At 71.2% G+C, this 26,283-nt stretch carries 26 protein-coding genes; 17 read left to right on the forward strand and 9 right to left on the reverse strand.

Going from position 1 to position 26,283, the window contains the following annotated elements:
* Positions 1-117: 117 nt before the first annotated feature.
* From V6S85_RS20145 to V6S85_RS20165, 5 genes are all read right to left on the reverse strand, one after another.
* Positions 118-894, reverse strand: coding sequence for an ImuA family protein (locus V6S85_RS20145; RefSeq protein WP_334350029.1), 777 nt, complete (start codon positions 892-894; stop codon positions 118-120).
* Positions 895-1,052: 158 nt separating this feature from the next.
* Positions 1,053-2,978: an HWE histidine kinase domain-containing protein gene (locus V6S85_RS20150; protein WP_334350030.1), complete on the reverse strand. Its 1,926-nt coding sequence runs from the start codon at positions 2,976-2,978 to the stop codon at positions 1,053-1,055.
* A gap of 102 nt (positions 2,979-3,080) precedes the next feature.
* The gene (locus tag V6S85_RS20155) at positions 3,081-3,803 is read right to left on the reverse strand and encodes a 2OG-Fe dioxygenase family protein (RefSeq protein WP_334350031.1); all 723 of its coding nucleotides are present in this window, start codon (positions 3,801-3,803) and stop codon (positions 3,081-3,083) included.
* On the reverse strand, positions 3,800-4,198 hold the full coding sequence (locus V6S85_RS20160; protein WP_207780690.1) for a group III truncated hemoglobin: 399 nt from the start codon (positions 4,196-4,198) through the stop codon (positions 3,800-3,802). Before V6S85_RS20160 ends, V6S85_RS20155 begins: the two co-directional genes overlap by 4 nt.
* Before the next feature lie 236 nt (positions 4,199-4,434).
* A complete protein-coding gene (locus tag V6S85_RS20165) occupies positions 4,435-5,391 on the reverse strand; it encodes a BON domain-containing protein (protein ID WP_334350032.1) in 957 nt (318 codons plus the stop codon).
* Positions 5,392-5,609: 218 nt separating this feature from the next.
* Between V6S85_RS20165 and dnaG the strand changes: the two genes are divergently transcribed.
* The 15 genes from dnaG (at position 5,610) to V6S85_RS20240 (ending at position 19,257) form a co-directional block, all read left to right on the forward strand.
* The gene (gene dnaG, locus V6S85_RS20170) at positions 5,610-7,520 is read left to right on the forward strand and encodes a DNA primase (RefSeq protein ID WP_334350033.1); all 1,911 of its coding nucleotides are present in this window, start codon (positions 5,610-5,612) and stop codon (positions 7,518-7,520) included.
* A gap of 48 nt (positions 7,521-7,568) precedes the next feature.
* A complete protein-coding gene (locus V6S85_RS20175) occupies positions 7,569-8,858 on the forward strand; it encodes an SDR family oxidoreductase (RefSeq protein WP_334350034.1) in 1,290 nt (429 codons plus the stop codon).
* Positions 8,858-9,328 carry a DUF2269 family protein gene (locus V6S85_RS20180; RefSeq protein WP_334350035.1) on the forward strand — a complete coding sequence of 157 codons (471 nt, stop codon included), beginning with the start codon at positions 8,858-8,860 and terminating at the stop codon, positions 9,326-9,328. Before V6S85_RS20175 ends, V6S85_RS20180 begins: the two co-directional genes overlap by 1 nt.
* Before the next feature lie 2 nt (positions 9,329-9,330).
* The gene (locus tag V6S85_RS20185) at positions 9,331-9,795 is read left to right on the forward strand and encodes a hypothetical protein (RefSeq protein WP_334350036.1); all 465 of its coding nucleotides are present in this window, start codon (positions 9,331-9,333) and stop codon (positions 9,793-9,795) included.
* Positions 9,792-10,073: a DUF1294 domain-containing protein gene (locus V6S85_RS20190; protein WP_334350037.1), complete on the forward strand. Its 282-nt coding sequence runs from the start codon at positions 9,792-9,794 to the stop codon at positions 10,071-10,073. Before V6S85_RS20185 ends, V6S85_RS20190 begins: the two co-directional genes overlap by 4 nt.
* 56 nt (positions 10,074-10,129) lie before the next feature.
* Positions 10,130-11,221, forward strand: coding sequence for an HPP family protein (locus V6S85_RS20195; protein ID WP_334350038.1), 1,092 nt, complete (start codon positions 10,130-10,132; stop codon positions 11,219-11,221).
* A gap of 62 nt (positions 11,222-11,283) precedes the next feature.
* Positions 11,284-11,949 (forward strand): glutathione S-transferase, encoded by a 666-nt coding sequence (locus tag V6S85_RS20200; RefSeq protein ID WP_116564977.1) that lies wholly within the window; start codon positions 11,284-11,286, stop codon positions 11,947-11,949.
* Positions 11,950-12,196: 247 nt separating this feature from the next.
* Positions 12,197-12,451, forward strand: a complete 255-nt coding sequence (locus V6S85_RS20205) for a hypothetical protein (protein ID WP_243410476.1) — start codon at positions 12,197-12,199, stop codon at positions 12,449-12,451.
* On the forward strand, positions 12,448-14,061 hold the full coding sequence (locus tag V6S85_RS20210; protein ID WP_334350039.1) for a methyl-accepting chemotaxis protein: 1,614 nt from the start codon (positions 12,448-12,450) through the stop codon (positions 14,059-14,061). Before V6S85_RS20205 ends, V6S85_RS20210 begins: the two co-directional genes overlap by 4 nt.
* A gap of 153 nt (positions 14,062-14,214) precedes the next feature.
* Positions 14,215-14,688 carry a transcription elongation factor GreA gene (gene greA / locus V6S85_RS20215; protein ID WP_058349843.1) on the forward strand — a complete coding sequence of 158 codons (474 nt, stop codon included), beginning with the start codon at positions 14,215-14,217 and terminating at the stop codon, positions 14,686-14,688.
* A 97-nt stretch (positions 14,689-14,785) separates the two neighbouring features.
* Positions 14,786-15,787: a mitochondrial fission ELM1 family protein gene (locus V6S85_RS20220; RefSeq protein WP_334350040.1), complete on the forward strand. Its 1,002-nt coding sequence runs from the start codon at positions 14,786-14,788 to the stop codon at positions 15,785-15,787.
* Positions 15,788-15,796: 9 nt separating this feature from the next.
* Complete coding sequence (locus V6S85_RS20225) at positions 15,797-16,513, forward strand: cytidylyltransferase domain-containing protein (RefSeq protein WP_334350041.1); 717 nt, start codon at positions 15,797-15,799, stop codon at positions 16,511-16,513.
* A 142-nt stretch (positions 16,514-16,655) separates the two neighbouring features.
* Positions 16,656-17,303 (forward strand): class I SAM-dependent methyltransferase, encoded by a 648-nt coding sequence (locus tag V6S85_RS20230; RefSeq protein ID WP_334350042.1) that lies wholly within the window; start codon positions 16,656-16,658, stop codon positions 17,301-17,303.
* Positions 17,300-18,553, forward strand: coding sequence for a flagellin modification protein FlmF (locus V6S85_RS20235; RefSeq protein WP_334350043.1), 1,254 nt, complete (start codon positions 17,300-17,302; stop codon positions 18,551-18,553). Before V6S85_RS20230 ends, V6S85_RS20235 begins: the two co-directional genes overlap by 4 nt.
* Entirely contained in the window at positions 18,550-19,257 is a 708-nt protein-coding gene (locus V6S85_RS20240) for a WbqC family protein (RefSeq protein WP_334350044.1), read from the forward strand. The genes V6S85_RS20235 and V6S85_RS20240 overlap by 4 nt, the downstream gene beginning before the upstream one ends.
* Here V6S85_RS20240 and pseI read toward each other — a convergent pair.
* Together pseI and V6S85_RS20250 are read right to left on the reverse strand one after the other, a co-directional pair.
* The gene (pseI, locus tag V6S85_RS20245) at positions 19,254-20,312 is read right to left on the reverse strand and encodes a pseudaminic acid synthase (RefSeq protein WP_334350045.1); all 1,059 of its coding nucleotides are present in this window, start codon (positions 20,310-20,312) and stop codon (positions 19,254-19,256) included. The two genes, V6S85_RS20240 and pseI, sit on opposite strands and share 4 nt — an antisense overlap.
* Before the next feature lie 55 nt (positions 20,313-20,367).
* The gene (locus tag V6S85_RS20250; protein WP_334350046.1) at positions 20,368-20,679 is read right to left on the reverse strand and encodes a hypothetical protein; all 312 of its coding nucleotides are present in this window, start codon (positions 20,677-20,679) and stop codon (positions 20,368-20,370) included.
* A 52-nt stretch (positions 20,680-20,731) separates the two neighbouring features.
* On the opposite strand from V6S85_RS20250, the gene trxB reads away from it, so the two are divergent.
* Positions 20,732-21,739 carry a thioredoxin-disulfide reductase gene (trxB, locus tag V6S85_RS20255; protein ID WP_334350047.1) on the forward strand — a complete coding sequence of 336 codons (1,008 nt, stop codon included), beginning with the start codon at positions 20,732-20,734 and terminating at the stop codon, positions 21,737-21,739.
* A gap of 278 nt (positions 21,740-22,017) precedes the next feature.
* Here trxB and V6S85_RS20260 read toward each other — a convergent pair whose 3' ends face one another.
* Together V6S85_RS20260 and V6S85_RS20265 are read right to left on the reverse strand one after the other, a co-directional pair.
* The gene (locus tag V6S85_RS20260) at positions 22,018-23,235 is read right to left on the reverse strand and encodes a cell wall hydrolase (protein WP_334350048.1); all 1,218 of its coding nucleotides are present in this window, start codon (positions 23,233-23,235) and stop codon (positions 22,018-22,020) included.
* A gap of 14 nt (positions 23,236-23,249) precedes the next feature.
* Entirely contained in the window at positions 23,250-23,726 is a 477-nt protein-coding gene (locus V6S85_RS20265) for a Dps family protein (RefSeq protein ID WP_116488582.1), read from the reverse strand.
* A 78-nt stretch (positions 23,727-23,804) separates the two neighbouring features.
* Here V6S85_RS20265 and V6S85_RS20270 point away from each other — a divergent pair, with 78 nt between their 5' ends.
* The gene (locus tag V6S85_RS20270; protein WP_334350049.1) at positions 23,805-26,198 is read left to right on the forward strand and encodes a PAS domain-containing protein; all 2,394 of its coding nucleotides are present in this window, start codon (positions 23,805-23,807) and stop codon (positions 26,196-26,198) included.
* Positions 26,199-26,283 lie beyond the last annotated feature (85 nt).

Raw genomic sequence — 26,283 nt, forward strand, 5'->3', positions numbered from 1 at the left:
CTGAAGGGGGAGGTGTCGCCAAAGGCGACGGAGGGGGAAGTTTCTGCTGAGGCGGAAACCCCTTCCCCCTCCGACCGCTTCGCGGCCACCTCCCCCTTCGGGGGGAGGATCTTTCCCTCACCCCGCTCTGCGAAGCCGTTCGGGTGGTGTCTGCGCCAGGTCGTGATCGGCCAGTTCGGACACCACACGGAAAGGATGCGGGCCATGATCGGCCTCCGAATGTTCCAGGATCCACGCTCCCGGGCGTCCGCCCCGGCAGCGTTCCAGCGCCACGCGCCAGGCCGCAGGACCGAGCCCCAGCCCATCCGGCGGCGCGCGCCCCGGGGCGGGCCCCACCCGCCAGCGGCTGAAGGCGGCCGAGCCGGTCGCCCCCCTGGCCGGTCCGCCATAGGGCCGGCGGTGCAGGACGACCCCGAAGCCCCCCGCCCGCTCGCAGGCCAGTTGCAGCCGACGGCCGGCCACCAGGTCGGGGGCCTCGGCCTCGCCGATGGCGACGGAAACGCCGGGCGTGGCCAGGGCGTCCTCCATCACCGACAGCCCCTCGGCCTCGTCGCGGACCCGCACCATCACCAGCCGTTCGACCGGAAAGCCCAGGTTCACCAGGCCCGGCGCATAGAGGTCCGAGCGCCGCAGCACCCACACCACCGCCCCCTTGGCGGCCCGGGGACGAGCCAGCAGCGCCGCGAAGGCCGCCGTCGCCGCCCCGCTCTCGCCCTCCAGCCCCTCACCGACCACCTCGTGCCAGCCGGCCCGGGGCAGACCCCCGCCAGGCAGGTGGGAGTCGATGCGTGGGTCGCCGAACGGCAGGACCGGAGTCGGAGTCCGAGTCCCCGCCTCGATGGCGGCGATCCGACCTCTCAGGGCCTCGATACGCGCCTCGCGCGAGCCAGGCATGGCGACCTCCGTTCCCACTTTGTTCTGATCCTGATAGGGGCGGGAGTCAAGGTCGCGGCGTGCGGCGGGGTGCCGCCAGGAGACGCCTCCTCCCCCTCCCCTTCATCCCGTCATTCCCGCCACAAGGGCGGGAATGACGGGAGTTGGGAGCAGCGCCCCTAGACCCGCTCCACCCGCCGTCCCGCCAGGGCGCTGACCAGGGCTTCGGGGGCGGCGGGCTTGTGCAGCACCGGGCCGTCGTCGAGGCCGGGCTCCTGGTAGCCAGTCAGGTAGACGAAGGGGATGGCGCGCTCGGCCAGCGCCCTGGCCACCGGCGTGACCATGCGGCCGCCGAGGTTCACGTCGAGCACGGCGCGGTCGATCAGGCTGCTCTCGATCAGCTCCAGGGCCTCCTCGACGTCGCCGGCGGGGCCCACCACCTGGGCGCCGGCCAGGGCCAGCACGCGGGCCAGCTCCATGGCCACCAGGGCCTCGTCCTCGACCACCAGCACCCGCTGGTCCTTCAGCCCCCCGTCGGGCAGGGCGCTGGTCGTCGCCGCCGAACGCTCGCCGCCGCCGGCATGGGGCAGAGCCCCGCGCGAAAGCTCGATCCGACAATGCAATCCCTCGACCCGCCAGTCGTGCGAGACCTGCGCGCCCAGCTGCTTGCCGGCGTTCTGGATCAGGGTGGAGCCGAAGCCCCTCCGGGCCGGGGCGACCGTCGGCGGACCGCCGCCTTCGCGCCAGTCGACGACCAGCCGTCCGGCGTCCCAGGCCCAGCGCACCTCCAGCACCCCGCCGGGCGTCGACAGGGCGCCGTACTTGCTGGCGTTGGTGGCCAGTTCGTGCACCACCAGGCCCAGCGACTGGGCCGCCTCGGCGCGGATCAGCACCGGCGGGCCGTCCAGCACCACGCGGCTCTCGTGCTCGACGCTGTAGGCCTCCAGTTCCTGCTCCAGCAGGGCGCGCAGCACCGCGCCGGTCCAGCGGGTGGTCGACAACAGGCTGTGCGAGCGGGCCAGCGAGCCGATGCGGCCGCTGAGCGCGGTGACGTACTGGCGCTTGTCGACGAAGGGCGTCAGCTGGACCAGCGACTGCACCACCGCCAGCACGTTCTTGGCCCGGTGGTCGACCTCGCGGATCAGCAGGCGCTCGGTCTCCTCGGCCTGGCGCAGGGCGGCGTCGGCGCGGGCCCGGCCGCTGGCGGCCCAGATCAGCTCGGCCACGTCGCCGACGAAGGCGACCTCGTCGACGCCCCAGGTGCGCGGCCGCTCCTGGCAGACGAAGAGGTAGGAGACCAGCCGTCCGGCCTTGACCAGCGGCACGGCCACGAAGGCCAGGATGTCGAGCGCGGAATAGGCCTCGAGACTGTGGCGGGTGCGCATGTCCTCCCGGACGTCGTCGATCACCACCTGCACGCCGGCCCGCAGGTCGTCGCTCATCGCCGGGCCGAAGTCGTCGAGCACGAACAGCGGCCCGACCAGGGGCTGCACCCCCTCCCCGCCCCATTCGCCGACGATCTGGGTCGAGACGCCGGCCAGGTCGACCTCGGCATAGCCGGCGCGCTGGGCGCCCAGCTGCTCGGCCAGCACGGCGCAGGCCTTGTCGGCGATGGCGGCGACCTCGCTCTCCTCGCGCAGCTGGCGGCCGAGATCCAGCATCAGGGCCCGCCGCCGCTCGCGCACGAGCAGGCGCGCCAGTTCGGCCTCGGCCCGCTTGCGCGCCGAGATGTCGGTGACCAGCACGTAGTAGCCGAGCACCGCGCCGTCAGGCGCCACGTCGGGCACGTACTTGGCCTCGACATGGCGCAGGCCCGCGGCCTGGTAGGGCACCTCGCCCTCGAAGGTCAGGCTCTGGCCTTCCAGCGCCCCGTCGACATGGTCGCGGACCCGCTCGTAGGCGGCCTCGCCCATGACCTCGAGCAGGGACTTGCCCTCGATGTCGGCGCGACGGACGCCGAACCAGGTCTCGTAGGCGCGATTGACGAAGCGGTAGCGGCGGTCGGCGTCGACATAGCCGATCAGGATCGGCACCGCGTCGGCCATGGTCGCCGAGAAGGTGTCCCGTCGGCCGGCGTGGGAGGGCGAAGGGGCGTCGTCGGTCATGGATTACGGCGCTCGTTTCGCGAAGGAGCGGCAGGCTTGCACGCCCACCTCCGCAGGTGGAGTGAGACAAACGGTCGCGCCCTGGCTGACCGTCGGAGCGCCTCAGCCCTCCTCGCGGTCAGGGTCCTCCCTACGGAAGGTGACCACCAGCACGTCGCGCCGCGCCTCGCCTCCCGCTTGAAGAGGCCGGATCGCGGTCACCCCGTGCAGGACGCGATGATCGTCGATGAACACCGCGTCGCCCGGCTGCGTCAGGGTGAAGGAGCCCAGGGCGCGGCCGTCGGGGGCGAAGATGTCGGTGACGCCGCTGGCCACATTGTGGCGCTCGACCAGCATGACGATCACCCAGTCGACGCCGTCGCGGTGCGCGCCCTCGGGCGTGGGCAGGCCCGCCTCGCCGTCATGGGCCTCGATGCGGAACTGGTGCAGCTCGACGTGCCAGGCCGCAGGCGGCGCCTCGGTCAACGGGTGGAAGAGATCCAGGCCCGCCTTCAGCAGGCCTTGCGTCACCGGATGCTCGGCGATCCCCTGCGTCACCGGCTCGAACCACCGCTGCACGCCGCCGTTCAGGGCGTTGTAGTCGCGGCTCTGGTAATGCGGCTGGTGCGGCTTGCGCGTGATCGTCCCGTCCGCCGACGCGGCGAAGGCGGCGAAGCGGCGGCGGCGATAGCGCCCGCCGTCGGCCATGAAGCCGTCGACGCCCAGGTTGTTCCAGCTGTCGGCGAAAAGGTCCCAGTCGGGCAGCCCGCCGAGCAGGGCGCGCGTCTGCGCCGCCGGGACGATGGCGAAGCCTTCGGCCTCGATGCTGTCGGAGACCGCGCTCACGCCGGCGCTCCCGGACGGAAGAAGAGCCCGAGCTTCAGCGAGCGGGCGATGCGCTCGGCCTTCTCGCCGATGATCGCCGCGCGCGGAGCGTCGAACAGTTCCACGCAGGTGGCGTGGAACAGGTTCAGCCACGGCGTGAACATCCATTCCTGGAAGCCCTCGATGCGCTGGTGAACCGCCATCGGCGAGCCCTTGTAGCGCCCCGAGCCCTGCAGCACCGTGGCCCAGAAATCCTTCAGCGTGGCCATGTGATGGGGCCAGGCCTCCTCGGCGATCTGGCCGTTGAACACCGGCCCGATGCGCGGATGGCGGCGGACCTTGGCGTAGAAGGCCTCGACCAGGGCGTCGATCTCGGCGTCGGTGAAGGTCGGTTCTTTGAGGGCGGGCTCGGACATGGGCCCTAGATGGTCCCAAGCAGAGCGCCAGCCAAGCTAGGGATGATCACTTATGACTTCAAAGTCCTCCAAGCCGTCATCCCGGCCGTAGCGCGCAGCGCGTAGAGCAGGGACCCAGGGGCCGCCGCGATACGCCGGCCACCAGCGGCAGGCGAACGCATGCGCCGCGCCCAATCCCCTGGGTCCCGGATCGGCCTGCGGCCGTCCGGGATGACGAGATAGTTGGCGCGGGAGCCTCAAGCCTTGCCCGTCACCCCCTGCTGGGGCGCGTTGCCCTGCAGGGTCCAGTCGCCGGACCTGGCCTCGGTCCCGCGATCCAGGCGCAGGTTGTTCTGCACGTTGTCGACGCCCGAGACGCTCTCGGCCAGCAGCTCAGCCCGGCGCTTGTCGTCGCGGGCGTGGACCGTGCCGCTCAGCGTGACCTCGCCGTCCTTGACCGCCACCTCGATGAACGAGGCGTCCAGCCAGCCGTCGTCGGTCAGGCGGTCGCTGACGTCCTCGCGAATGCGCTCGTCCGAGCGGCGATAGCCCTTGGGACCCCGGCCGCGATGGTCGGCGCGGACGGCCGCGTCATGCTCGCGGCGGCGCTGGGCGTCATGGTCGCCCATCCAGGCCGAGACCTCGTCGCGGGCCCGCTCGAACCAGCCGCGGTCATCGTCGTGGCGGTCACGCGGATGGCGGGCATAGGCCCAGTGCTCGCGCCCATGGCCATAGTCGTGGCGACCACGTCCCGGCCCGTCGGTGTAGTAGTTGCGCTCGCGCTCGTGGCGGCGATCGAAATAGGCCCGGTCGCCGTAGTCGGGCGCCTCGCCGCGATAGCCGCCCCCGCCGTAGTCGGCCGTGGAGCCGCCGAAGTCGAAGCCGCCAACCTGGCCGTAGTCGCCCGGCGCGCGGTAGCCCCGGCCCGACGCGTAGTCAGAACCCGAGCGGATCGAGCCGTAGCCGATGTCGCCGCCCTGGCTGATGGCCCGGCGCAGTTCGGCGCTTCCCGAACGATGGCCGGACGACCGGTGGCGCGGCTCGCCGTAGCTGCGCTGCTCGCGGGCGGCGTAGCGGTCGCGCCAGTCGGGATCCTGGGCGTAGCGGTCCTGGCGACGTGAAGCATCGTAGCCGTAGCCGCGCTCCTCGTCGAAATCTCGGTCGCGGTCGATCTCGAAGCGGCCTTCACGGTCGTTCCAGCGAGACTCGGGCATGGGTGTTCTCCGTGGCTTTGTGATCCGTGGACGCGTCGAGACGTCCTCGGCCTCAGAAACGGAGGGGCCGAAAGGCCTGTTCCTAATGCGACGCTTCTTTGGGTAGCGAGGCAGCCAACTGTGGATGATCGCGGGATAGGTCGGCGACGGCCTGTAGATTGTCGCTGAGCAAGGCGTGCCTTCGCGCGCGGGGAAGCTTATGCTGGGGCCAATCCGCCATGCGCTTCGACGACCGCTTCCTTGAAGAACTGAAGTCCCGACTTCGCCCCTCCGACGTGGTCGGAAAGACGGTGAAGCTGCGGCGGCAAGGTCGCGAGTACGCGGGACTGTCGCCCTTCACCAAGGAAAAGAGCCCCTCGTTCTTCGTCAACGACGACAAGGGCTTCTACCACTGCTTCTCCAGCGGCAAGCACGGCGACATCATCAGCTTCCTGCAGGAGACCGAGCGCCTCACCTTCTCCGAGGCGGTCGAGCGGCTGGCCGCCGAGGCCGGCATGAGCCTGCCCGAGCCCGACGCCCGCACCGCCCAGGACGACCGCAAGCGCGCGGGTCTGGGCGACTGGATGGAGCTGGCGGCCGCCTGGTTCGAGGCCGAGCTGCGCCGCCCCGTCGGCAAGGACGCCCGCGCCTATCTCGACCGCCGCGCCCTGCCGGAAGACCAGTGGAGCCGCTTCCGCATCGGATTCGCGCCGAACGGCCGCACGGCGCTGAAGGACTATCTGGTCGCCAAGGGCGCCAAGCCCGGCGACCTGGTGGAAGCCGGCCTGCTGATCGCGCCCGAGGACGGCGGCGCGCCCTACGACCGCTTCCGCGACCGGATCATCTTTCCGATCACCGACACGCGCGGCAAGGTCGTCTCGTTCGGCGGCCGGGCCATGGATCCCAACGCCCGCGCCAAGTACCTGAACGGTCCCGAGACCAGCCTCTTCCACAAGAGCCGCGTGCTCTACGGCCTCTATGACGCGCGCAAGCTGCTGCACGCGGCCCAGGCGGCGGCTCCGACCGAGCAGACCCCGATGCTGGTGGTCGAGGGCTACATGGACGTCGTGGCCTGCCAGCGCGCCGGCCTGGCGGCCGTGGCGGCCATGGGCACGGCCCTGACCGAGGAGCAGATGGAGGCGCTGTGGCGCCTGCATCCCGAGCCGACCCTGTGCTTCGACGGCGACAAGGCCGGTCAGCGCGCCGCCAGCCGCGCCATCGACCGCGCCCTGCCGCTGCTGAAGCCGGGCCGCTCGTTCCGCTTCTCGATCGTCAGCGGCGGCAAGGACCCCGACGACGTGCTGCGCGAGCAGGGTCCGGCGGCGCTGAAGGCCCAGGTCACCCAGACCACGCCCTTCGTCGAGGCGCTGTTCGTGCGCGAGCGCGACCTGGAACCGCTGGACACGCCCGAGCGCAAGGCCGGCCTGAAGCAGCGCCTGCGCGCGGCCGCCGGAACCATCGCCGACAAGGACCTGGCGTCCGCCTACAAGGATGACCTCTACGCCAAGCTCGACCTGCTGTTTCCCAAGCCGGCCTATGGCGGGGGCGGCGGCCAGGGCGGCGGCTATGGGGAGGGGCGCCCGTTCACGCCGCGCAACGGCGGCGGCGGCTGGAAAGGCCGCGAGCGCGGTCCGCCCGATCCCGGCATCCGCGGCGTCGCCCGCGAGCAGATCGGCCGCCGGCTGAACCCCTTCCACGCGGCCGTGGCCATCGCCGCCGTCGACCATCCGGCCTGGGCCCGCCCCTACGACGAGGCGCTGGAGCGGATCGGCTTTGGCGAAGCGCGCCTCAAGGGCCTGGCCCACGAGATCTTCGAGGCGCTGATCGACGACATCGGCGAGGACACGCCGTTCCGCGACATCCTGGTCCGCAAGGGCCGGGGCGAGGAACTCGCCGAACTCGACCGCCTGGCCCAGACCCTCAAGCCGCCGTTCCTCGATCCCAAGATGGAGCGCGAGCGGGCCCGCGCCCTGTGGGCCGCCTGCTACGAGGCGATCGTCGAGGTCGGCGACGCCCAGCGCGCCCTCAAGGCCATGCGCGAGGAGGCGGTCACCGCCGCCAGCCTGGTCGCCACCCGCGACCTGCGCGATCGCATCGCCATCCTCGAACGCCAGATCAGCAACCTGGAATTCTGGCAGCCCGCGCACTAGGGCGACGCGCCCTTCACCGCCAAGCTGCAACCCGCTAACAACGCCGCCATGCGCATCGTCGTCGTCGGAGCCTACGGGCTGATCGGGTCCTACGTGACCGCCCGCCTGCTGGCCGACGGCCACGCGGTGGTCGGGGTCGGCCGCGACCTGACCCAAGCGCGCCGGCGCTTCCCCAGCGTCGACTGGCGCGCCGCCGACCTGCGCACCGCCAGCGTCGCCGACTGGGCCGCCCTGCTGACCGGCGCCGACGCCGTGGTCAATTGCGCCGGCGCCCTGCAGGACGGCCCGCGCGACGACCTGCAGGCCGTCCATGCCGACGCCGTCGCCCGCCTGGTCGAGGCCTGCCAGGCGACCGGCGCGCGTCTCGTCCACATCTCGGCCGCCGGGGTCGCGCCGGGTCGCATCGATCCGTTCGGCGCCACCAAGCAGGCGGCCGAAAGCCTGATCGCCCAGAGCCGCATCGACTGGATCATCCTGAAACCGGGCCTGGTGATCGCGCCGGCGGCCTATGGCGGCACCGCCCTTCTACGCGCGCTGGCGGCGTTCCCGCTTGCCATGCCCGCCGTGCATGCGCAGGCCCGCGTGCAGGTGGTGTCCGCCGAGGACGTCGCCGCCGCCGTGGCGACCGCGATCCGACCGGACACCGCGCCCGGCCAGACCCTAGACCTCGTCCATGCCGAGCCGGTCGCCCTGGGCGACCTGCTGACCCGGCTGCGCGGCTGGCTGGGCCTGGCGCCCGCCCCCGTCATCGCCCTGCCGCCCGCCGTCGCGGCGATCCCGGCCAGGGCCGCCGACGCCCTGGCCCTCCTCGGCTGGCGCAGCCCGATGCGCAGCGCCGCCCTTCAGCAGCTGCGCCTGGGCGTGGCCGGCGAGGCCGCGCACGCCGCGCGACTTGGCCTCGTCCCCCGATCGCTGGACCAGATCCTGGCCGCCATGCCGTCGAGCGTGCAGGAGCGCTGGTTCGCCAAGGCCTGGCTGGCCAAGCCGCTGATCCTGGCGACGCTCTGCGCCTTCTGGCTGGTCTCGGGCCTGATCGGCCTGACCGTCAGCCGCCAGGCCGCCGTCGCCCTGCTGACCAGCGCCGACATGCCCCAGCCCCTGGCCCAGGCCTTCGTGGTGGGCGGCGGGATCGTCGACGTCGCCCTGGCCCTGCTGGTCGCCCACCGCCGCACCGCGCGCCTCGCCTTGCTGGGCATGATCGCCGTCACCGCCGGCTACCTGGCCGGCGGCGCGGTCGTGCGCCCCGACCTGTGGCTGGATCCGCTGGGCCCGCTGGTGAAGAGCATTCCCGCCGCCGTGCTGGCGATCGCCGCCCTCGCTCTGCTGGACGAACGCTGATGGACCTCTACCTCCTGCTGAAGGCCGCCCACGTGGTCGGGGCCACGGTGCTGCTGGGCACCGGGGCCGGCATCGCCTTCTTCATGCTGATGGCCCACCGCACCGGCCAGCCGGCCCTGATCGCCCATACCGCCCGAGTGGTGGTGATCGCCGACACCGTGTTCACCGCCACCGCCGTCGTCATCCAGCCGATCACCGGCGCGGCCCTGGCCCATGTCGTCGGCTACCCGCTGCTGAGCGGCTGGATCGGACTGAGTCTCGTGCTCTACGTCGTCACCGGCCTTTGCTGGCTGCCCGTGGTCTGGATCCAGATCCGGCTGCGCGACCTGGCCGACGCCGCCGCCAGGGCCGGCCAGCCCCTGCCCGAGCGCTACCACCGCCTGTTCCGCGCCTGGTTCGTGCTGGGCTTCCCCGCCTTCGCCGCCGTGCTGGCCATCGTCTGGCTGATGCTGGCCAGGCCGAGCTTCTGACCATGACCGCCTATTCCGCCGCCCCATACTCCGCAGAAGACGTCGCCCGCCTCGCCGAACGGCTGCTCGATCGCAGCCTGCCCAAGGCCGAGTGGACCCACGCCGCCCACCTGAGCGCCACTCTGCGCCTGGTGCGCATCCGCGACGAGGGGCTGGAGCGCGACCTGCCAGGGATCATCCGCGCCTACAACGAAGCCGTCGGCGGGGTGAACGACGACACGAGCGGCTATCACGAGACCATCACCCAGGCCTATCTGGCCGCCATCCGAGGTTTCGTCGCCGCCCTCCCGACCGATCTGGACGGCGGCGAGGCGGCCGCCCGCCTGCTGGCCACGCCGCTGGGCGACAGGGCCTGGCCGCTGGCCTTCTGGTCGCGCGAGCGATTGTTCAGCATCGCCGCCCGTCGCGGCTGGATGGAGCCGGACCTCGCGCCGCTGGAGCACGCCCCGCCCGAGGGCGCGCGGTGACCCTGATCCTCGCCCTGGCCCTGCTGGCCGCCAACCTGTTCTGCTTCCTGCTGTTCGCCCACGACAAGGCCGCCGCCGTGCATGGCGAGCGCCGGGTGCCCGAGCGCGTGCTGCTGCTGTCGGCGGCGATGTGCGCCGCGCCGGGCGCGCTGCTGGCCCAGCGCTGGCTGCGCCACAAGACCCGCAAGCAGCCGTTCGGCGCCTGGCTGACCCTGATCGTCTTCGCCCAGGCCTGCGCGGTCGCCGGCCTCGTCGCCCTGACCTTCCAGCGCGGCTGAGCCATGCGCCAGCGAATTTCGGCGCCGCTGCGCGCCCGCATCGCCTATCAAGCCCCATGACCCAGCGCCTGCTGACCCTGCTTCGCGGCAAGACACCCATCCGCCCGCTCGACGCCCTGAAGGGCGGCGGCGGCGCCTTGCTGGGCCTGCTGTTCGCCGGCCTCCTGGGACGTTTCGCGGTCGGCGGCGGCGACTGGCTGCATCCGCTGCTGGTTGCGCCGATCGGGGCTTCGGCGGTGCTGGTCTTCGCCGTGCCCGCCAGTCCCCTGGCCCAGCCGCGCGGCGTGATCGGCGGCAACGTCGTCTCGGCCTTCATCGGCATCACCGTGGCCATGCTGCTGCCCACCCAGCCCCTGATCGCCGCGCCCCTGGCCGTGGGCCTGGCCATCGCGGTGATGATCCTGCTGGGCTGCCTGCACCCGCCCGGCGGCGCCGTGGCCCTGATCACCGTCATCGGCGGACCGGCCGTGACCAAGGCCGGCTATCTCTTCGCGCTCAATCCGGTGGCCGTGGACTCGGTGCTGCTGGTCGCCGCCGGCATGGCCTACAATCGCCTGGTCGGCCGCTCCTATCCGCACAGGGCCCCAGCCCCGCCGCCCAGCCCGCACGGCACGACCGATCCCCTGCCCGCCTCGCGCATCGGCTACGACGCCGGCGACCTCGACAAGGCCCTGGCCCGCTACGGTGAACTACTCGACGTCAGCCGCGAGGACCTCGACGCCCTGTTCCGCGAGGTCGAGATCCAGGCCCACCAGCGCCTGCACTCGCAGATCCGCTGCGGCGAGGTGATGTCGCGCGACGTCATCCGCCTCGACCGCACGCAGTCGGCCGAAAGCGCCCTGGCCTTCCTGCAGCGGCACGACCTGCGCGCCGCCCCGGTGGTCGACGAGGACGGCCGCGTCATCGGCATGGCCCGCCGCGCCGAATTGCAGGCCAACCGCCGCCGCACGGTCGAGGCCGCGCTGGACCCGTTCGTCCACCGGGTGCGCGAGGGCACGCCGATCGCCGCCCTGCTGCCGATTCTCTCCAGCGGCCAGACCCACGAGGCCATGGTCGTCGACGGCGACCGCAAACTGGTGGGCGTGATTACCCAGACCGACCTGATCGCCGTGCTCTATCGCGCCCATATCGTCGAGAGCGTGCTCTGACGAGGCTTGACTGACGCGCGCGTCGCCGCGCCATGCTGGGCCAAATCGATAGGGGAAACGCCATGCTCGTCGTCCACCACCTGAACAACTCGCGCAGCCAGCGCGTGCTGTGGCTGCTGGAGGAGCTGGGCGTGCCCTACGAGGTCAGGCGCTACGAGCGCGACGCCAAGACCATGCTGGCCCCGCCCGAACTGCTGGCCATCCACCCGCTGGGCAAGTCGCCGGTGATCACCGACGGCGACAAGACGATCGCCGAGACCGGCGCCATCATCGAATACATCCTCGACGCCTACGGGAACGGCCGCCTGATTCCGCCGGCCGGTACGCCCGAGCGCCTCCGCTTCACCTACTGGCTGCACTACGCCGAGGGCTCGGCCATGACGCCGCTGCTGCTGAAGCTGGTCTTCACCGCCCTGCCCGCCCGCGCGCCGGGCCTGCTGAAGGGCCTGGTCAAGGCCATCGCCGCCAAGGCCCAGTCGGGGTTCGTCGATCCGCAGCTGAAGAGCCACATCGACTACTGGAACGCCGAACTGTCCAAGTCCGAATGGTTCGCCGGTCCCGAATTCACCGCCGCCGACGTGATCATGAGCTTCCCGCTCGAGGCGGCGGTGTCGCGCGCCGGAGCCGGATCGCGCCCCAAGGTGAAGGCCTTCCTCGACCGCATCCATGCCCGCCCGGCCTATCGCGCCGCCCTCCAGCGCGGCGGCGAATACGCCTACGCCGACTAGGAAGAAGGCTTGCAACTCAAGGCCGAGCTTGCGCCTGCGACATGGCGACGCTCGGCCTTCGCCTTAAGACTTCACACACCACGGATGCGCAAAACCTCTCCCTAGAAGCCGCCTGTCCATGGCTCAGCTTACCCGGAGATCAAGGTTGTCCCTGTCGCGCGTTCGAACTTGGCGTGATCTGCTTCACGCCCTGGGTCGGACACTGGCCGCAACCTCCGCGATCATTGTCACCTTACTGGCCGTGACGTTGTCCAGCGCCTCGCCGCGTGACCCCGGCCGCGTGGCCGCCGTCTTCCCGCCCTGGTGGACCCCCGCCCGCGCCGCCGGCGCCGCCACCTCGGCCGGCGACATATCCGGCGCCGGCGCGGTTCCCTTCATCCTGATCCTGCGCGGCGACCCGGCCACGCTGGGCGGCCGCCTGCGCGCCGCCGGCGCCCTCGTCCTGCTGGACCCCGACGCCGCCGGCGTCTGCGCCAAGACCGTCCTGGAGCCCCGCCCATGAGCACGAAGCCTTCGAATCTCGACGCGCAGCGCCGCTCGGGCGGCCGGCTGATCCTGCTGCTGACCGCCCTGATGGCCCCGATCGTCGTCGCCGCCCGGTTCCTGGTCGGCGAGCCGGTGCTGGGCATGGCCGTCGCCACGGTCATGGTTACGGCTCTCGCGGCCGGCGCCGTGCTGCATCGGGGCGAGACCGCCACGGGCCGCATCCTGTCGGGCGTGGCGCTGATGGCCCAGGTCTCGCTGCTGGTCGCCGCCCTGGGCGGCCACGACTGGCAGATCGACATGCACATGGCCTATTTCGCGGCCCTGGCCCTTCTGGTCGTCTATTGCGACTGGACCGTCATCGCCGCCGCCGCCGCCACGGTGGCCGTGCACCACCTGGCGCTCAGCTACCTGCTGCCTAGCGCCGTGTTCCCCGGCTCGGCCAGCCTGGGCCGGGTGCTGGTCCACGCCGTCATCCTGATCGTCGAGGCCGGCGCCCTGATCGCCGCGACCTTCAGCATCCACCGCGTCATCGCCCTGGCCGAGCGCGCCCGGGCCAAGGCCGAGGCGGCCATGCAGGAAGCCCGCGAGGCCGACGCCGCCGCCGACAGCGCCCGCCGCTCGGAAGAGGAAGGCCGCATCGCCCACGCCGCCGTCCAGGCCGCCGCCGAGCGCCAGCGCGCCGACATGGTCGACGCCCTCGCCGCCAGCCTGTCGCGCCTGGCCAAGGGTGACCTCTCGGTGCGCCTGATCGAGGAGTTCTCCGAATCCTACGAACAGCTGCGCGCCGACTTCAACCAGGCGGCCGGCAAGCTGGCCGGGGCCCTGGCGATCATCGACGAGCGCGCCTCGGGCGTGCGCCACGGCTCTGACCAGATCGCCGACGCGGCCGCCAACCTGTCGCGCCGCACCGAGCAGCAGGCCGCCAACCTGGCCGAGACCGCCAGCGCCATGGACGAGATCACCGCCACCGTCGGGCAGACGGCCGACGGCGCCCGCAAGGCCGCCGCCGTCGTGGCCCGGGCCCGCGACGACGCCCGCCGCTCGGGCGAGGTGGTCGGCGAGGCGGTCGACGCCATGGGCGCGATCGAGACTTCGGCCACCCAGATCTCGCGGATCATCGGAGTGATCGACGAGATCGCCTTCCAGACCAACCTGCTGGCGCTGAACGCCGGCGTCGAGGCCGCCCGCGCGGGCGAGGCCGGCAAGGGCTTCGCCGTGGTCGCCTCCGAGGTGCGGGCCCTGGCCCAGCGCTCGGCCGAGGCCGCCAAGGAGATCAAGCAGTTGATCACCACCTCGACTCGCCAGGTCGGCGAGGGCGTCGAGCTGGTCGGCCGCACCGGCGAGGCGCTGGAGCGGATCGTCTCGCAGATCGCCGAGATCGACGGGCTGGTCTCCGAGATCGCCGCCAGCGCCCAGCACCAGGCCCAGGGCCTGACCCAGGTCAACACGGCGGTGAATCAGATGGACCAGGTGCTGCAGCAGAACGCCGGCATGGTGGAGGAGACCGCCGCGGCCACCCACGCGCTGAACGACGACGCCGGCGAGCTGGCCCGCCTGGTCGGCCAGTTCCAGTTGCCCGGGGATCGCAAGGCCGGGGCTTTGCCCCGCGGTTTGCAGCGCGCCTGAGGGCCCGGCGCCGTTCTCAGCTTGGCCACGCAACCGTTGCGGTGCGTGAGACTTGCTTATCCAGAACGCGGCGCCTATCCTCTCAGCCCCCGGTCGCGCTCGCCAGCGACTGGAAGTCTTCCTCCCTTAGGGCGAACCGAGCTAAAATCCACAATGGAAAAAGTGCCGATGACCGTCGTGGGTTATCAGACCCTCGACGAAGAACTGAAGCGTTTGAAGACGATCGAACGGCCCGCCGTGATCGCCGCGATCGCCGAGGCGCGTTCGCACGGCGACCTCTCGGAGAACGCCGAGTATCACGCCGCCAAGGAACGTCAGGGCTGGATTGAAGGCCAGATCGCCGAGATCGAGGACAAGATCGCTCGCGCCCAGGTCATCGACGTCTCGAAGCTCTCCGGCTCGCAAGTGAAGTTCGGCGCCACGGTCAGCGTGGTCGACGAGGACACCGAAGAAGAAGCCCGCTACCAGATCGTGGGCGACCACGAGGCCGACGTGAAGTCGGGCCGCATCTCGCTGAGCTCGCCGCTGTCGCGCGCGATGATCGGCAAGGAAGTCGGCGAGGTGGTCGAGGTCAACACGCCCGGCGGCGTGAAGGCCTACGAGATCCTCAAGGTCGAGTGGGTCTAGGCTTTAGCCCTAACCCCGCCATAAAGTCCGGCCAATCGCCGCGGAGTCGCCTGTTCAGGGTGGTTCCGCGGCGTTCGCCGTTTTGAGGGCTGGAGCGATGAGCGCCAATCAGACGCCAGGTCCCGAACCGCTGACCATCTGGGCCGTCTCGGACGGCCGCGCCGGCATCGAGGCCCAGGCCGTGGGCCTGGCCGAGGCCATCGCGCGCAAGCGTCCGGCCAGGATCGTCGTCAAGCGCGTGGGCTGGAAGGGCCGCACCGGCCGCCTGCCCTGGTGGCTGGCCTGGCTGCCGCGCCGCTGGCTGACGCCCGAGAGCGAGATCACCCCGCCCTGGCCCGACCTCTGGGTCGCCGCCGGCCGCGCCACCCTGCCCCTGTCGATCCGCCTGAAGAAATGGTCGGGCGGCAAGACCTATGTGGTGCAGATCCAGGACCCGCGCGTCCCGGCCCACATGTTCGACCTGGTGATCCCGCCCAAGCATGACCGCCTGACCGGCGACAACGTCGTGCCGATCACCGGCTCGCCGCATCGCGTCAGCCAGGGCCGCCTCGACGCCGAGTACGAGAAGTTCAAGGACGCCATCGAGGCCCTGCCCCGTCCGCGCGTGGCGGTGCTGCTGGGCGGCAAGTCCAAGGCCTTCGACCTGCCGGTCGAACGCGCCGCCCAGATGGCGCACGAGATCCAGCTGCCGCTGGAACAGGAAGGCGGCAGCCTGCTGATGACCTTCTCGCGCCGCACGCCCGAGCCGGCCCGCGCCCTGCTGGCCGCCCGCCTGCGCGACGTGCCCGGCATCATCTGGGACGGTGAAGGTCCCAACCCCTACTTCGCCTTCCTGGCCGCGGCCGACTACATCCTCGTCACCGAGGACTCGACCAACATGGCCACCGAGGCGGCCTCGACCGGCAAGCCGGTGTTCATCCTCAAGATGGAAGGCCAGAGCGTGAAGTTCCGCCTCTTCCACGAGGAGCTGGAGCGCCAGGGCGCGGCCCGCCCCTATGGCGGCGCCTTTCACGGCTGGACCTACGAGCCGGTGGACGAGACCGGCCGCGCCGCCGCCGAGGTCCTGGCCCGGATGGACGCCCGCAAGGCCAAGGCCTAGCCTGGCTCGATGATCCTCGCCGTCCTGCAAGCCCGCATGAGCTCCACCCGCCTGCCGGGCAAGGTGCTGATGCCGATCGTGCGGGCGCCGATGATCATCCGCCAGATCGAGCGCGTCGCCCGCGCCCGCCGCATCGACAGGCTGGTCGTGGCCACCAGCACCGATCCGCTCGACGACGCCATCGAGGCGGCCGTGCGCCGCGACGGGATCGCCGTGCATCGCGGGCCGCTGGACAACGTGCTCGAACGCTTCGTCGGCGCGCTGGACGCCCATCCGGCCGACCACGTGGTGCGCCTGACCGCCGACTGCCCGCTGGCCGACCCGACGGTGATCGACGCGACCATCGACCTGCACCTGTCGTCTGGCGCCGACTACACCAGCAACAGCCCCGAGGGCGCGGCCTTTCCCAAGGGCCTCGACGTCGAGGTGATCACCGCCGCCGGCCTGCGCCGCGCCGCTACCGAGGCCGACAGCCCCGAGGCCCGCGAGCACGTGACCTGGGACGTCTGGAACAATCCCGATCGCTGGAACCTGGCCTGGCTGCCGGACGCCCCCGGTGAGGGCGCGGTGCGCTGGACGGTCGACCGGCCCGACGACTATGCCTTCGTGGCGGCGGTCTATGACGCGCTCTATCCGGCCAACCGCACCTTCACCTCCGACGACGTCCGGGCCTTCGTGAGAAGCCGGAAAGACCTGCTGAACTACGGCGGCGACCGTCGCGGATAGGCCCCGGGTGCGACAATCGCGCCGCGCTCCTTAAGGACAGGGTTAACAAAGTATTCGGCAAAGCGGCCCCAGGCTGCTGCCGCGACCGCTCCACCGGTTCGCGCCAGCTTTTGAGGGGCCTCCGGTTCGGGGGCGGACGGACATGCGCGCCCTGCCGGACATCCGGGGTCTGAAGTACCCCGACGAGTTCATCGCCCGCCACTTCTTCAAGCGCGGCCTGCACCAGCGCGCCGGCAAGGTGGTCGAGCTGGGCGGCGGCACGGGCAACAACCTGTCGCTCTACGCCGCCTACGGCTGGACCCTGGTCAATGTCGACTATTCGGCCGCGGCGCTGGAAGACGCCCGCTGGAACCTGGGCGAGGCCGCGACCCTGATCCAGGCCGACCTGTCGCTGGGCCTGCCCGACGGGATCGAGGGACCGATCGACGTCCTGCTGATCCCCAACCTGCTCTGCTACCTGACCAACGCCCAGGCCCACCGGGTGCTGACCGCCGTGCGCGAGAAGCTGGCCCCGAACGCCGAGGTGTTCGTCCGCACGCGCCTGGTCGACGACTACCGCTATGGCCGCGGCGTCGCCGAGGAGCCGGACGGCTTCCGCCTGGCCACGCCGGAGACCGGCGAAGAGGGCCTGTTCAACCTGTTCTACACCGAGGCGGGCCTGGTGAGCCGCCTGCGCGACGAACTGGGCCTCACCCAGCCCGACGTCTTCCGCATCGCTTTCGACAACCTGCAGGCCGGCGTCCGGGTGCCCCGCAACAGCGACCTCGTGGTCTGGGGGAGCGCCTCGTGAACGGCCGGATCCGCATCGTCGGCGGCGGCCTGACCGGGATCATGGCCGCCTTCGAGGCCCATCGCCTGGGCTGGCGCAACATCGAGCTGCACGAACGCTTCGACGCCCTGGGCGGAGTGGCCCGCCCCAAGGTCGTGAACGGCGCGGAGATGCGCGACGGCTGCGTCTATTTCGGCCCCGAGGGCGACGCCCTAGTCGAGCGCCTGAAGGCGCAGGGGGCGGCGTTCGAGACCTTCGACAACCGCTTCGGCTCGCTCAGCCTCGACGGCGCGGGCAAGCGCGTCTTCACCTGGGACTTCGGCGGTCCGGCCGTCGACTGCGCCAGCCTGCGCATCGCCCGGCCGGCCGGCGACAGCCTGGCCGACCGCATCGCCGCCTACCCCTCGCCGATCGCCGAGACCCTGACCGAATACTGCCGCTGGCACCTGGACGCCGACCTTTCCGCCGTGCACGGCGAGGCGGCCATTCCGCTGGCCATCAACCGGGTCTATCCGGCCGGCGCCGAAACCCCGGCCCTGGTCGCCCTGAAGGCCTCGAACGAGTGGGCCGACGAGCTGTACGGCGTGCCGCGCGGCCTTTCGGGGCGCACCGCCAACGTCAACGCCAGCCTGCCGGCCGGCGGCTTCACGGCCCTGTTCGAGACCTGCCGCCGCAGGCTGGAGGCCCTGGGCGTCGACATCCGCTTCGAGAGCCTGATCTCGCCCCGCCAGGTGATGGCCGAGCACGCGGCCGGCGATACCGTGGTCTGGGCCGCCAATCCGACGCCGCTGTTCAAGCCCATGGGCCTTTCGACCCCGTCGCTGGTGAAGAAGAGCTTCTTCACCTACGTCTTCGAGGCGCAGTTCGACGGCCCCTGCCCGGTCTACGTCCAGAACTTCACGGCCAAGGGCGACTGCTTCCGCGCCTATCTGTACGAGAGCGGCGGCAAGACCCTGGTGGTGGCCGAGTGCGTGCGCGAGGCCGACCTGCGCGCCCTGCCCGGCGAGATCCGCGGCCTGCTGTCGGGCTTCGGCTCGCTGAAGACCGGCGCCCTGCTGCACTCGGGCGCCCAGCCGCGCTGGATCTATCATTCACGCGACGCCATCGCCGGCCTGGCGACCCTGCGCGAGAAGCTGACCGAGCGCTTCGGGCCGTCCTTCGTCTGCGGGGCCTGGGAGCCCTATGGCAAGAGCGCCAAGCTGGCCGAGGTCGACGCGGCCCTCGCCATGGCCCGGAATGCGCCCGCCGCCGGCCTGGCCCTCGCCGGATGAGCAAAGCCTCGCCCCCGAAGACGGCGGCGATCATGCAGCCGACCTATCTGCCGTATCTCGGCTATTTCCAGCTGATGGCGGCCAGCGACGTCTTCGTGTTCCTCGACGACGTGCAGTTCGCCCGGCGCTCCTGGCAGTCGCGCAACCGGATCCTCACCGCCCAGGGCGAGCTGATGCTGACGGTCCCGGTCAAGAAGCACGACCGCGACACGCCGATCCACGCCATCCGCATCGACGACAGCCAGCCCTGGCGCGACAAGCACCTGGCCGCCATCCGCCACGCCTATGGCAAGCGGCCGTTCTTCGCCGAGGGCTTCGCCTTCGTGTCCGAGCAACTGGCCCGCGAGCCCGACGGCGCCCTGGCCGACCTGACCTGCGGCCTGGCCCAGGCCGCAGCCGAGCGGATCGGCATCGAAACGCAGTTCGTCCGCGCCTCCAGTCTCGGCGCGGCGGGCGCCCGGTCCGAGCACCTGCTGGCCATCTGCCGCGCGGTGGCCGCGACCGAGTATGTCTCGCCGACCGGCTCGGCCGACTACATGGAAGAGGACGGCGTGTTCGCCGCCGCCGGCTTCCCGGTCCGCTTCAAGCCCTGCCGCATGACGGAGTATCCGCAGGGCCGGCCCGAGTTCACGCCCTATATGGGCTTCGTCGACGCCCTGATGAACGTCGGCTGGAACGGCCTGAAGGCCCTGGTGGCCGCCTAGCCGGCCACCATGTCCCAGGCCAGCGGCTCGCCGCGGGTCAGGGCGCGGGCGGCGGGGCGGCCCAGCACCTTGTCGAGATCGGCCGGGGGCAGGCCGTTACCCGGGCGCACCGAGCGGACGTTGTCGCGGGTCAGCGGCGCGCCGGCCGGCACGTCGGCGGTGACGTAGAGCGAGCGGCGGAACAGCAGGGACCCCTGCTCGGCGCCCAGCACGTCGTAGTGGGCGCGGCCCAGCGAGGCCCAGGCGTTCCTGGTGTCGTCGACCAGGGCCTTGAACTCGGCCGGCTCCAGGCTGAAGGCGGCGTCGGGGCCGCCGTCGGCGCGGGCCAGGGTGAAGTGCTTCTCGACCGCGCAGGCGCCGACCGACACCGCCGCCACCGAGGCGGCCGTGCCCGGCGTGTGGTCCGACAGGCCGATCGGGCAGCCGAAGCGGGCGGCCATGTCGGCCACGGTCCGCACATTGGCGTCGGCGAAGGTGGCCGGATAGCTGGACACGCAGTGCAGCAGCAGCACGCCCGGCGCGCCGGCTTCGAGCGCGGTGTTCCGGGCCGTTTCGATCTCGGCCAGGTTGGCCATGCCGGTCGAGATGATCAGCGGCTTTCCTTTCGCGGCCGCGTAGCGGATCAGCGGCAGGTCGACGGCCTCGAACGAGGCGATCTTGTAGGCGGGCGCGTCGAGGCCCGCGAGCAGGTCGACCGCCGTCTCGTCGAACGGGCTGGAGAAGATGGTCACGCCGCGCTTGCGGGCCCGCTCGAAGATGGCCGCGTGCCACTCGAACGGGGTGTGGGCCTCTTCGTACAGCTCGTACAGGCTGCGCCCGTCCCACAGGCCGCCGTGGATCTTGAACTCCGGCCGGTCGACGTCGAGCGTGATGGTGTCGGCGGTGTAGGTCTGGATCTTGATCGCGTCGCAGCCGGTGTCGGCGGCGGCGTCGACCATCGAAAGGCAGCGATCGAGGCTGCCGTTGTGGTTCCCCGACAGCTCGCAGATCACGTAGGGCGGATGGTCCGCGCCGATCTTGCGGCCGGCGATCTCGATTTCGGGCGAAGCGGTCATGGGCGGAAACTCACGCGGTTTGTCCCCTATTAACCCTGAAATCGTGGACGAGGCGTCAATCGCCGCCGCCACCCCCGCCATCGCCCCCGCAGCCGCCGCCGTCGGAGGAGGAGCCGCAGTCCGACGAGGACGACGAGGACGACGAGGACGAGGTGTCGGAATGGTGGGTCGAGCCGCTGTCGCCGCCGTCGCCCTTCTTGCCGCCGGCCTTGGCCTCTGCCGGCTTGGCGACCTGCAGCGCCGTGCCCAGGCCGCCGCCGATGGCGATGCCCACGCCGATGCCGATCGCCAGGTTGTCGAGGGCCAGGCCCAGCGCGACCCCGATCGCCGTCCCGATGCCAATACCGATCGTCAGTCCGCCCTTCATGGTGTCCCCAAAGCCATCGCAACGACGCGGAATCGACACTATATGTTCGCCCATGTCCACTACCGCTCCCCGCCAGACGCGCTGCCTGATCATCGGTTCGGGCCCCGCCGGCTACACCGCCGCCATCTATGCCGCCCGCGCGCTGCTCAAGCCCGTGCTCATCGCCGGCATCCAGCCGGGCGGCCAACTGACCATCACGACCGACGTCGAGAACTATCCGGGCTTCGCCGACGTCATCCAGGGCCCCTGGCTGATGGACCAGATGCGCGCCCAGGCCGAGCACGTGGGCACCGAGTTCGTCAGCGACATCGTCACCAGCGTCGACCTGTCCAAGCGCCCGTTCGTGGTCAAGACCGACAGCGGCCAGGACTGGATCGCCGAGACCATCATCATCGCCACCGGCGCCCAGGCCAAGTGGCTGGGCCTGGAGAGCGAGAGCAAGTTCCAGGGCTTTGGCGTTTCGGCCTGCGCCACCTGCGACGGCTTCTTCTATCGCAACAAGGAAGTCGTGGTGGTCGGCGGCGGCAACACCGCCGTCGAGGAAGCCCTGTTCCTGACCAGCTTCGCCAGCAAGGTCACCCTGGTGCACCGCAAGGACGAGCTGCGGGCCGAGAAGATCCTGCAGGAGCGCCTGCTGGCGCACGAAAAGGTCGAGGTGGTCTGGGACAGCGTCATCGACGAGGTCGTCGGCGACAGCGATCCCATAGGCGTCACCGGCGTGCGCCTTAAGAACATCAAGACCGGCGAATTCACCGAGCTGAAGACCGACGGCGTGTTCATCGCCATCGGCCACGCCCCGTCGTCGGAACTGTTCGCCGGCCAGCTGGAAGTCGGCCCCGGCGGCTACCTGAAGGTCAAGCCGGGCACGGCCTCGACGGCCGTCGAGGGCGTCTATGCCGCCGGCGACGTCACCGACGACGTCTACCGCCAGGCCGTGACCGCCGCCGGCATGGGCTGCATGGCCGCCCTGGAAGCGGTTCGTTTCCTGGCCGAGGAAGACCACAGGAAGGCTCACCATCCGATCAGCCACGCCGAGGCCAACGAGATCGGCGCCTGGTAGGGCTGGGTCTGTGAAGTCACGAAAGGGCCGCTCCGAAAGGGGCGGCCCTTTTTCTTTGATGCGCTTCCTGAAGGGGGAGCTTCACCATCTCCGTAAAACCCCCGCGAAAGCGGGGGCCCAGGTCTTTTATCGTCGAGCGCCACGCATTTCAGAAAAAGCCTGGGTCCCCGCTTTCGCGGGGATTTTACGGATGGGGTTTGACGGCCGGTATTACGGCGGCTGAGAACGTCCCCCCTCCGTCGCCTTCGGCGACACCTCCCCCAGAGGGGGAGGATCTTTTAGAGCGGATTCAGCAGGTTCGGCGGCCGGGGCTTCGGCTTGGGTGGCGGCGGCTCCGCCACTGGCGGCGGCGAAACGGGCCTGGCGGCGGCTTCGGCCTGGACCTCGGGGAGCACTTCCAGGGCCTTGTTGATGCGGGCGATCTCTTCGGGCGTGGCTATGCGGCGGCCCGCGACGCTGCCCTCGACCTTGATCCGTTCGCCGCCCGGCGCCGTGGCGTCGGGGATGACCACCAGCCTGGCGTCCTTGAGGGCGGCGGTCGGCGCGGGGCCGCCCAGGGTCTGGGCGAGATTCTGGGCCAGGACGGCCGGCGGCGCGGCCTCGAGCGTGCGCGGGTCGGCGCCCATCAGGGTGGCGGTCGAGATCTGCGTCTCGCCGCCGGCGTAGCGGCCCTTGAAGGCGGCCAGCGTGCCTGACGGCCCCGTCCAGCGATAGAAGATGTGCGTGCCGACCTGCTTCAGCTTGACCAGGGTCGGGGCCCAGTACGGGGCCACGTAGTCGGCGTGGTAGTGGGTGGCCACGCCCACGTCCTTCATCACGAAGCCCGACAGCGCCCTCTTGGCCACGGCCTGGGCGCGGTCCCAGATCGTCGGGACCACGGTCTTCTCCAGCGAGCCGTCGCAGGTGAAGCTGAACTGGCAGCCGGTGCTGCGCAGCGAGCCCTCGTAGATCACCCCGCAGATCGACTTGGGATAGCCCGGATGGCGCAGGCGGTTGAGCACGGTCTGGGCCACGGCCTGCTGGCCCTCGGGCGCCTCGAAGCCGGCCTCGAAATAGACCGCCTGGGTCAGGCAGTGCAGGGCCCTGGCCCGCTCCTCGCCCGAGGTCTTCAGCACGAAAGGCCGGGCCGCCTCGATCGGCAGGGCCGCGGGCAGGCGGTAGCCGTTGATCAGCCGCGCGTCCTCGAAGCCTGGAACGCCATCGCCCAGCACCGGGATGGTGGCGATGTCGATCACCTCCCAGCCCTTCACGCGGCCCCAGTAGTCCTTGCGCGGACGCGGATCATGGCGGCGGGCCAGGGCCAGCATGGCTGGGTCCATGTCGGCCGTGTAGCGGGCCAGCCCCGCGTCGGAGAGCGCGCCGGCCTGGCTGGCCACCCCCGCCGCGCGACCATGCTGGCGCGGCAGGTGGTAGGCCGTCGCGCACGCAGAAAGGCCGCCGACGGCGATCAGCGCCGCGGCGGCCTTCTTGCCCGGATGTCGCCTTGAGGACGGCACGCGGGGTGGTCGGATTACTTGCTCAGGGTCGAGCGCAGCATCCAGGCGTGCTTTTCATGGGCCGCCAGGCGCTGGGTGTAGAGGTCGACCGTGGCTTCGTCGCCCGCCTCGTCCGGGGCCTCGATGGCGCCGCGCAGGGTGGCGATGACCGTCTCGTTGTCGGCCAGGAGTTCCTTGATCATGCCCTCCCAGTCCTTTTCGGCGTCGCCGTCCTTGATGCTGGAGAGGTTGCCGAAGGCGGCGTAGCCCTGCGGCGCCAACTCGCCCAGCGCGCGAATACGCTCGGCGATCAGGTCCAGAGCGGCCCATTCTTCGTTGTATTGGCCTTCCAGGAGGATGTGCAGGGACTGGAAGTAGGGCCCGCGAACATTCCAGTGATAGCCGTGCGTCTTGAGGTAGAGCGCATAGCTGTCGGCCAGGACCTTGTTCAGTCCCTGCGCGATGTCAGCGCGTTGCTTGGCCGAAATGCCGATGTTCGGAGCGGTCGCCATTCATGATCTCCCGTGTTGCGTGTCCTAGGTAAGCGTGTCCATGCTCTTGGCAAGCCTGCTCATGAGCGCGGAGCAAGAATGAACAAAAACGATCCGCTCGCCCCCACGCCGACGCCGCGCCCTGCGGCGTCCGCCCTGCTAAGCGCGTGGCTCATACCAGAGGTTCCTCCGCCGTTCTGGCGGGCGGCCCTGGCCGCGATCGTGGCCACGCTGGCGGCGCTGGGCATGCGCTTCGCCCTTCTGGGCCCCGACCAGACCCTTGGCGCGACCCAGGCCTTCTTCCCGGCCATGGTGCTGGTGACGCTGTACGCCGGCTGGCGCTGGGGGCTCGTGCCGATCGCCAGCGGCGCCGCGCTGGGCTGGTGGCTGTGGGCCGGACGCTACGCCGACACCCTGAGCGAGCCGCAGACCGCCTCGATGGTGCTCTACCTGGTCTCGGCCACGGCCACGACGGCGGTGGCCCACGGCATGCGCGCGGCGGTGATCGGCCTGGCCGAGGCCCGTCGCCGCCAGCAGGACGCCGAGACGCGGCTGGACGTGACCCAGGCCGCCGCCGGCGTCGGCCCCTGGGAATGGGACGTCGCCACCGGGGCCCTGCTCCTGTCGCCGGCCGCGCGGCGCAACCTGCGCCTGCCGCTGGAGGGGCCGCTGGATTTCGAGCAGGTGGCCTCCGCGGTGCATCCCGAGGACCGCCCCCGGGTGCAGGAGGAGATCAGGCGGGCGATCAAGAGCGGGCCGCTCTACGAGGTCGAGTACCGGCTGGTCGACGGGCCGGACGGCGAGCGCTGGATCCACGGCCTGGGCCGGATCGAGCGGGACGCCGCGGGACGGGCCGTGCGCGTGCTGGGCGTCAATTTCGAGGTCACCAAGCGCCGCCAGGCCGAGGAAGGCCTGCGCGAGAGCGAGGCCCGCTTCCGCGCCCTGGCCGACAGCGCCCCGGCCCTGATGTGGATCACCGGCATGGGCGGCTCTCGGGAGTTCGTCAACGCCGCCTATGTGGACTTCGCCGGCGCCGACTATCGCGACGCCCTGACGCTGGACTGGCGCACCCGCATCCATCCCGAGGACCTGCCGACCATCCTCAAGGCCCAGATCGCCGGCGAGGCCTCGCGCAAGCCGTTCAGCCTGGAGGCGCGCTATCGGCGGCCCGACGGCCAGTGGCGGTGGCTGAAGTCGTTCTCGCAGCCGCGCTACGGCCCAGGCGGAAGCTTCGCCGGCTTCATCGGCATCGCCTTCGACGTCAGCGACGCCAAGGAGGCCGAGGCCAAGCTGACGGGCATGAACGAGCTCTTGGCCGACAAGGTCGACGCCGCCGTCGCCGAACGGGACCTGGCCCAGGCCGCGCTCAGCCAGGCCCAGAAGCTGGAAGCCATCGGCCAGTTGACCGGCGGCGTGGCCCACGACTTCAACAACCTGCTGACCGTGGTCATCGGCGCCCTGGACGCCGTGCAGCGCCATCCCGACGACGCTCGCCGGCGCGACAAGATGATCGACGCTGCGATGACGGCCGCCCGCCGCGGCGAAAAACTGACCCAGCACCTGCTGGCCTTCGCCCGTCGCCAGCCGCTCAATCCCGAGATCTGCCGCGTCGATCGCCTGATCGCCGAAAGCGAGGCCCTGCTGCGCCGCGCCGTCGGCGAGGTGCTGCCGCTGAAGCTGAGCCTGGGCTCGGGCACGCGCACGGCGCGGATCGACGCCGGCCAGTTCGAGGCCGCCCTGCTGAACCTGGTGGTCAACGCCCGCGACGCCAGCCCCCCGGGCGGCGCGATCGTCGTGGAGTCAGGCCCCGAGACCCTCGACAGGCCGCGCGGCGAACTCAAGCCCGGCGCCTACCTGCGGGTCGCGGTGCGCGACGAGGGCAAGGGCATGGACGCCGACACCATCGCCCGCGCCTTCGAGCCGTTCTTCACCACCAAGGCCTCGGGCAAGGGCACGGGGCTGGGCCTGTCGCAGGTCTACGGCTTCGTGCGCCAGAGCGGCGGCGAGGTCGAGATCGCCTCCAAGCCGGGCCAGGGCACGACGGTGTCGCTGCTGCTGCCGGCCAGCCACGAGGGCGCGATCCTGCAGGCGGCGCCGGTGGCCCCGCCCGCCCCGCGACCGGGCGTCGAGGTGCTGCTGGCCGAAGACGATGTCGAGGTCGGCGACCTGGTCGAGGCCATGCTGATAGAGCTGGGCCACAACGTGCGCCGGGCCGGCGACGCCGACGAAGCGCTCAGCATGGCCCGCGCCCATCCCGACCTTGGCCTGCTGCTCACCGACGTGATGATGCCCGGCGACAAGAGCGGCGTGGACCTGGCCTCGATCCTGTCGGCGGAGCGGCCCGAGCTGCCGATCCTGCTGAGTTCCGGCTACACCGGCCAGGAACTGGCGGAAGCCCGCGCCGCGCCTTGGCCCCTTCTGCGCAAGCCGTATGCCCTGGACGCCCTGGTGCGGGCCATAGACCAGGCCTTCGAGACCCGCCGCCCGCACTGACCTGCCCTTGGACCTTCGGGGCGGGCTTGGACGGGGTCGCGCGATTTTTCGTCCGCATGCTTTGCATTCCCGGAACGAGCGGCTA

Origin of the sequence: Caulobacter sp. CCNWLW153 (genome assembly GCF_036889365.1) — a bacterium.
In the GTDB taxonomy this organism is placed as follows: Bacteria; Pseudomonadota; Alphaproteobacteria; order Caulobacterales; family Caulobacteraceae; genus Caulobacter; species Caulobacter radicis.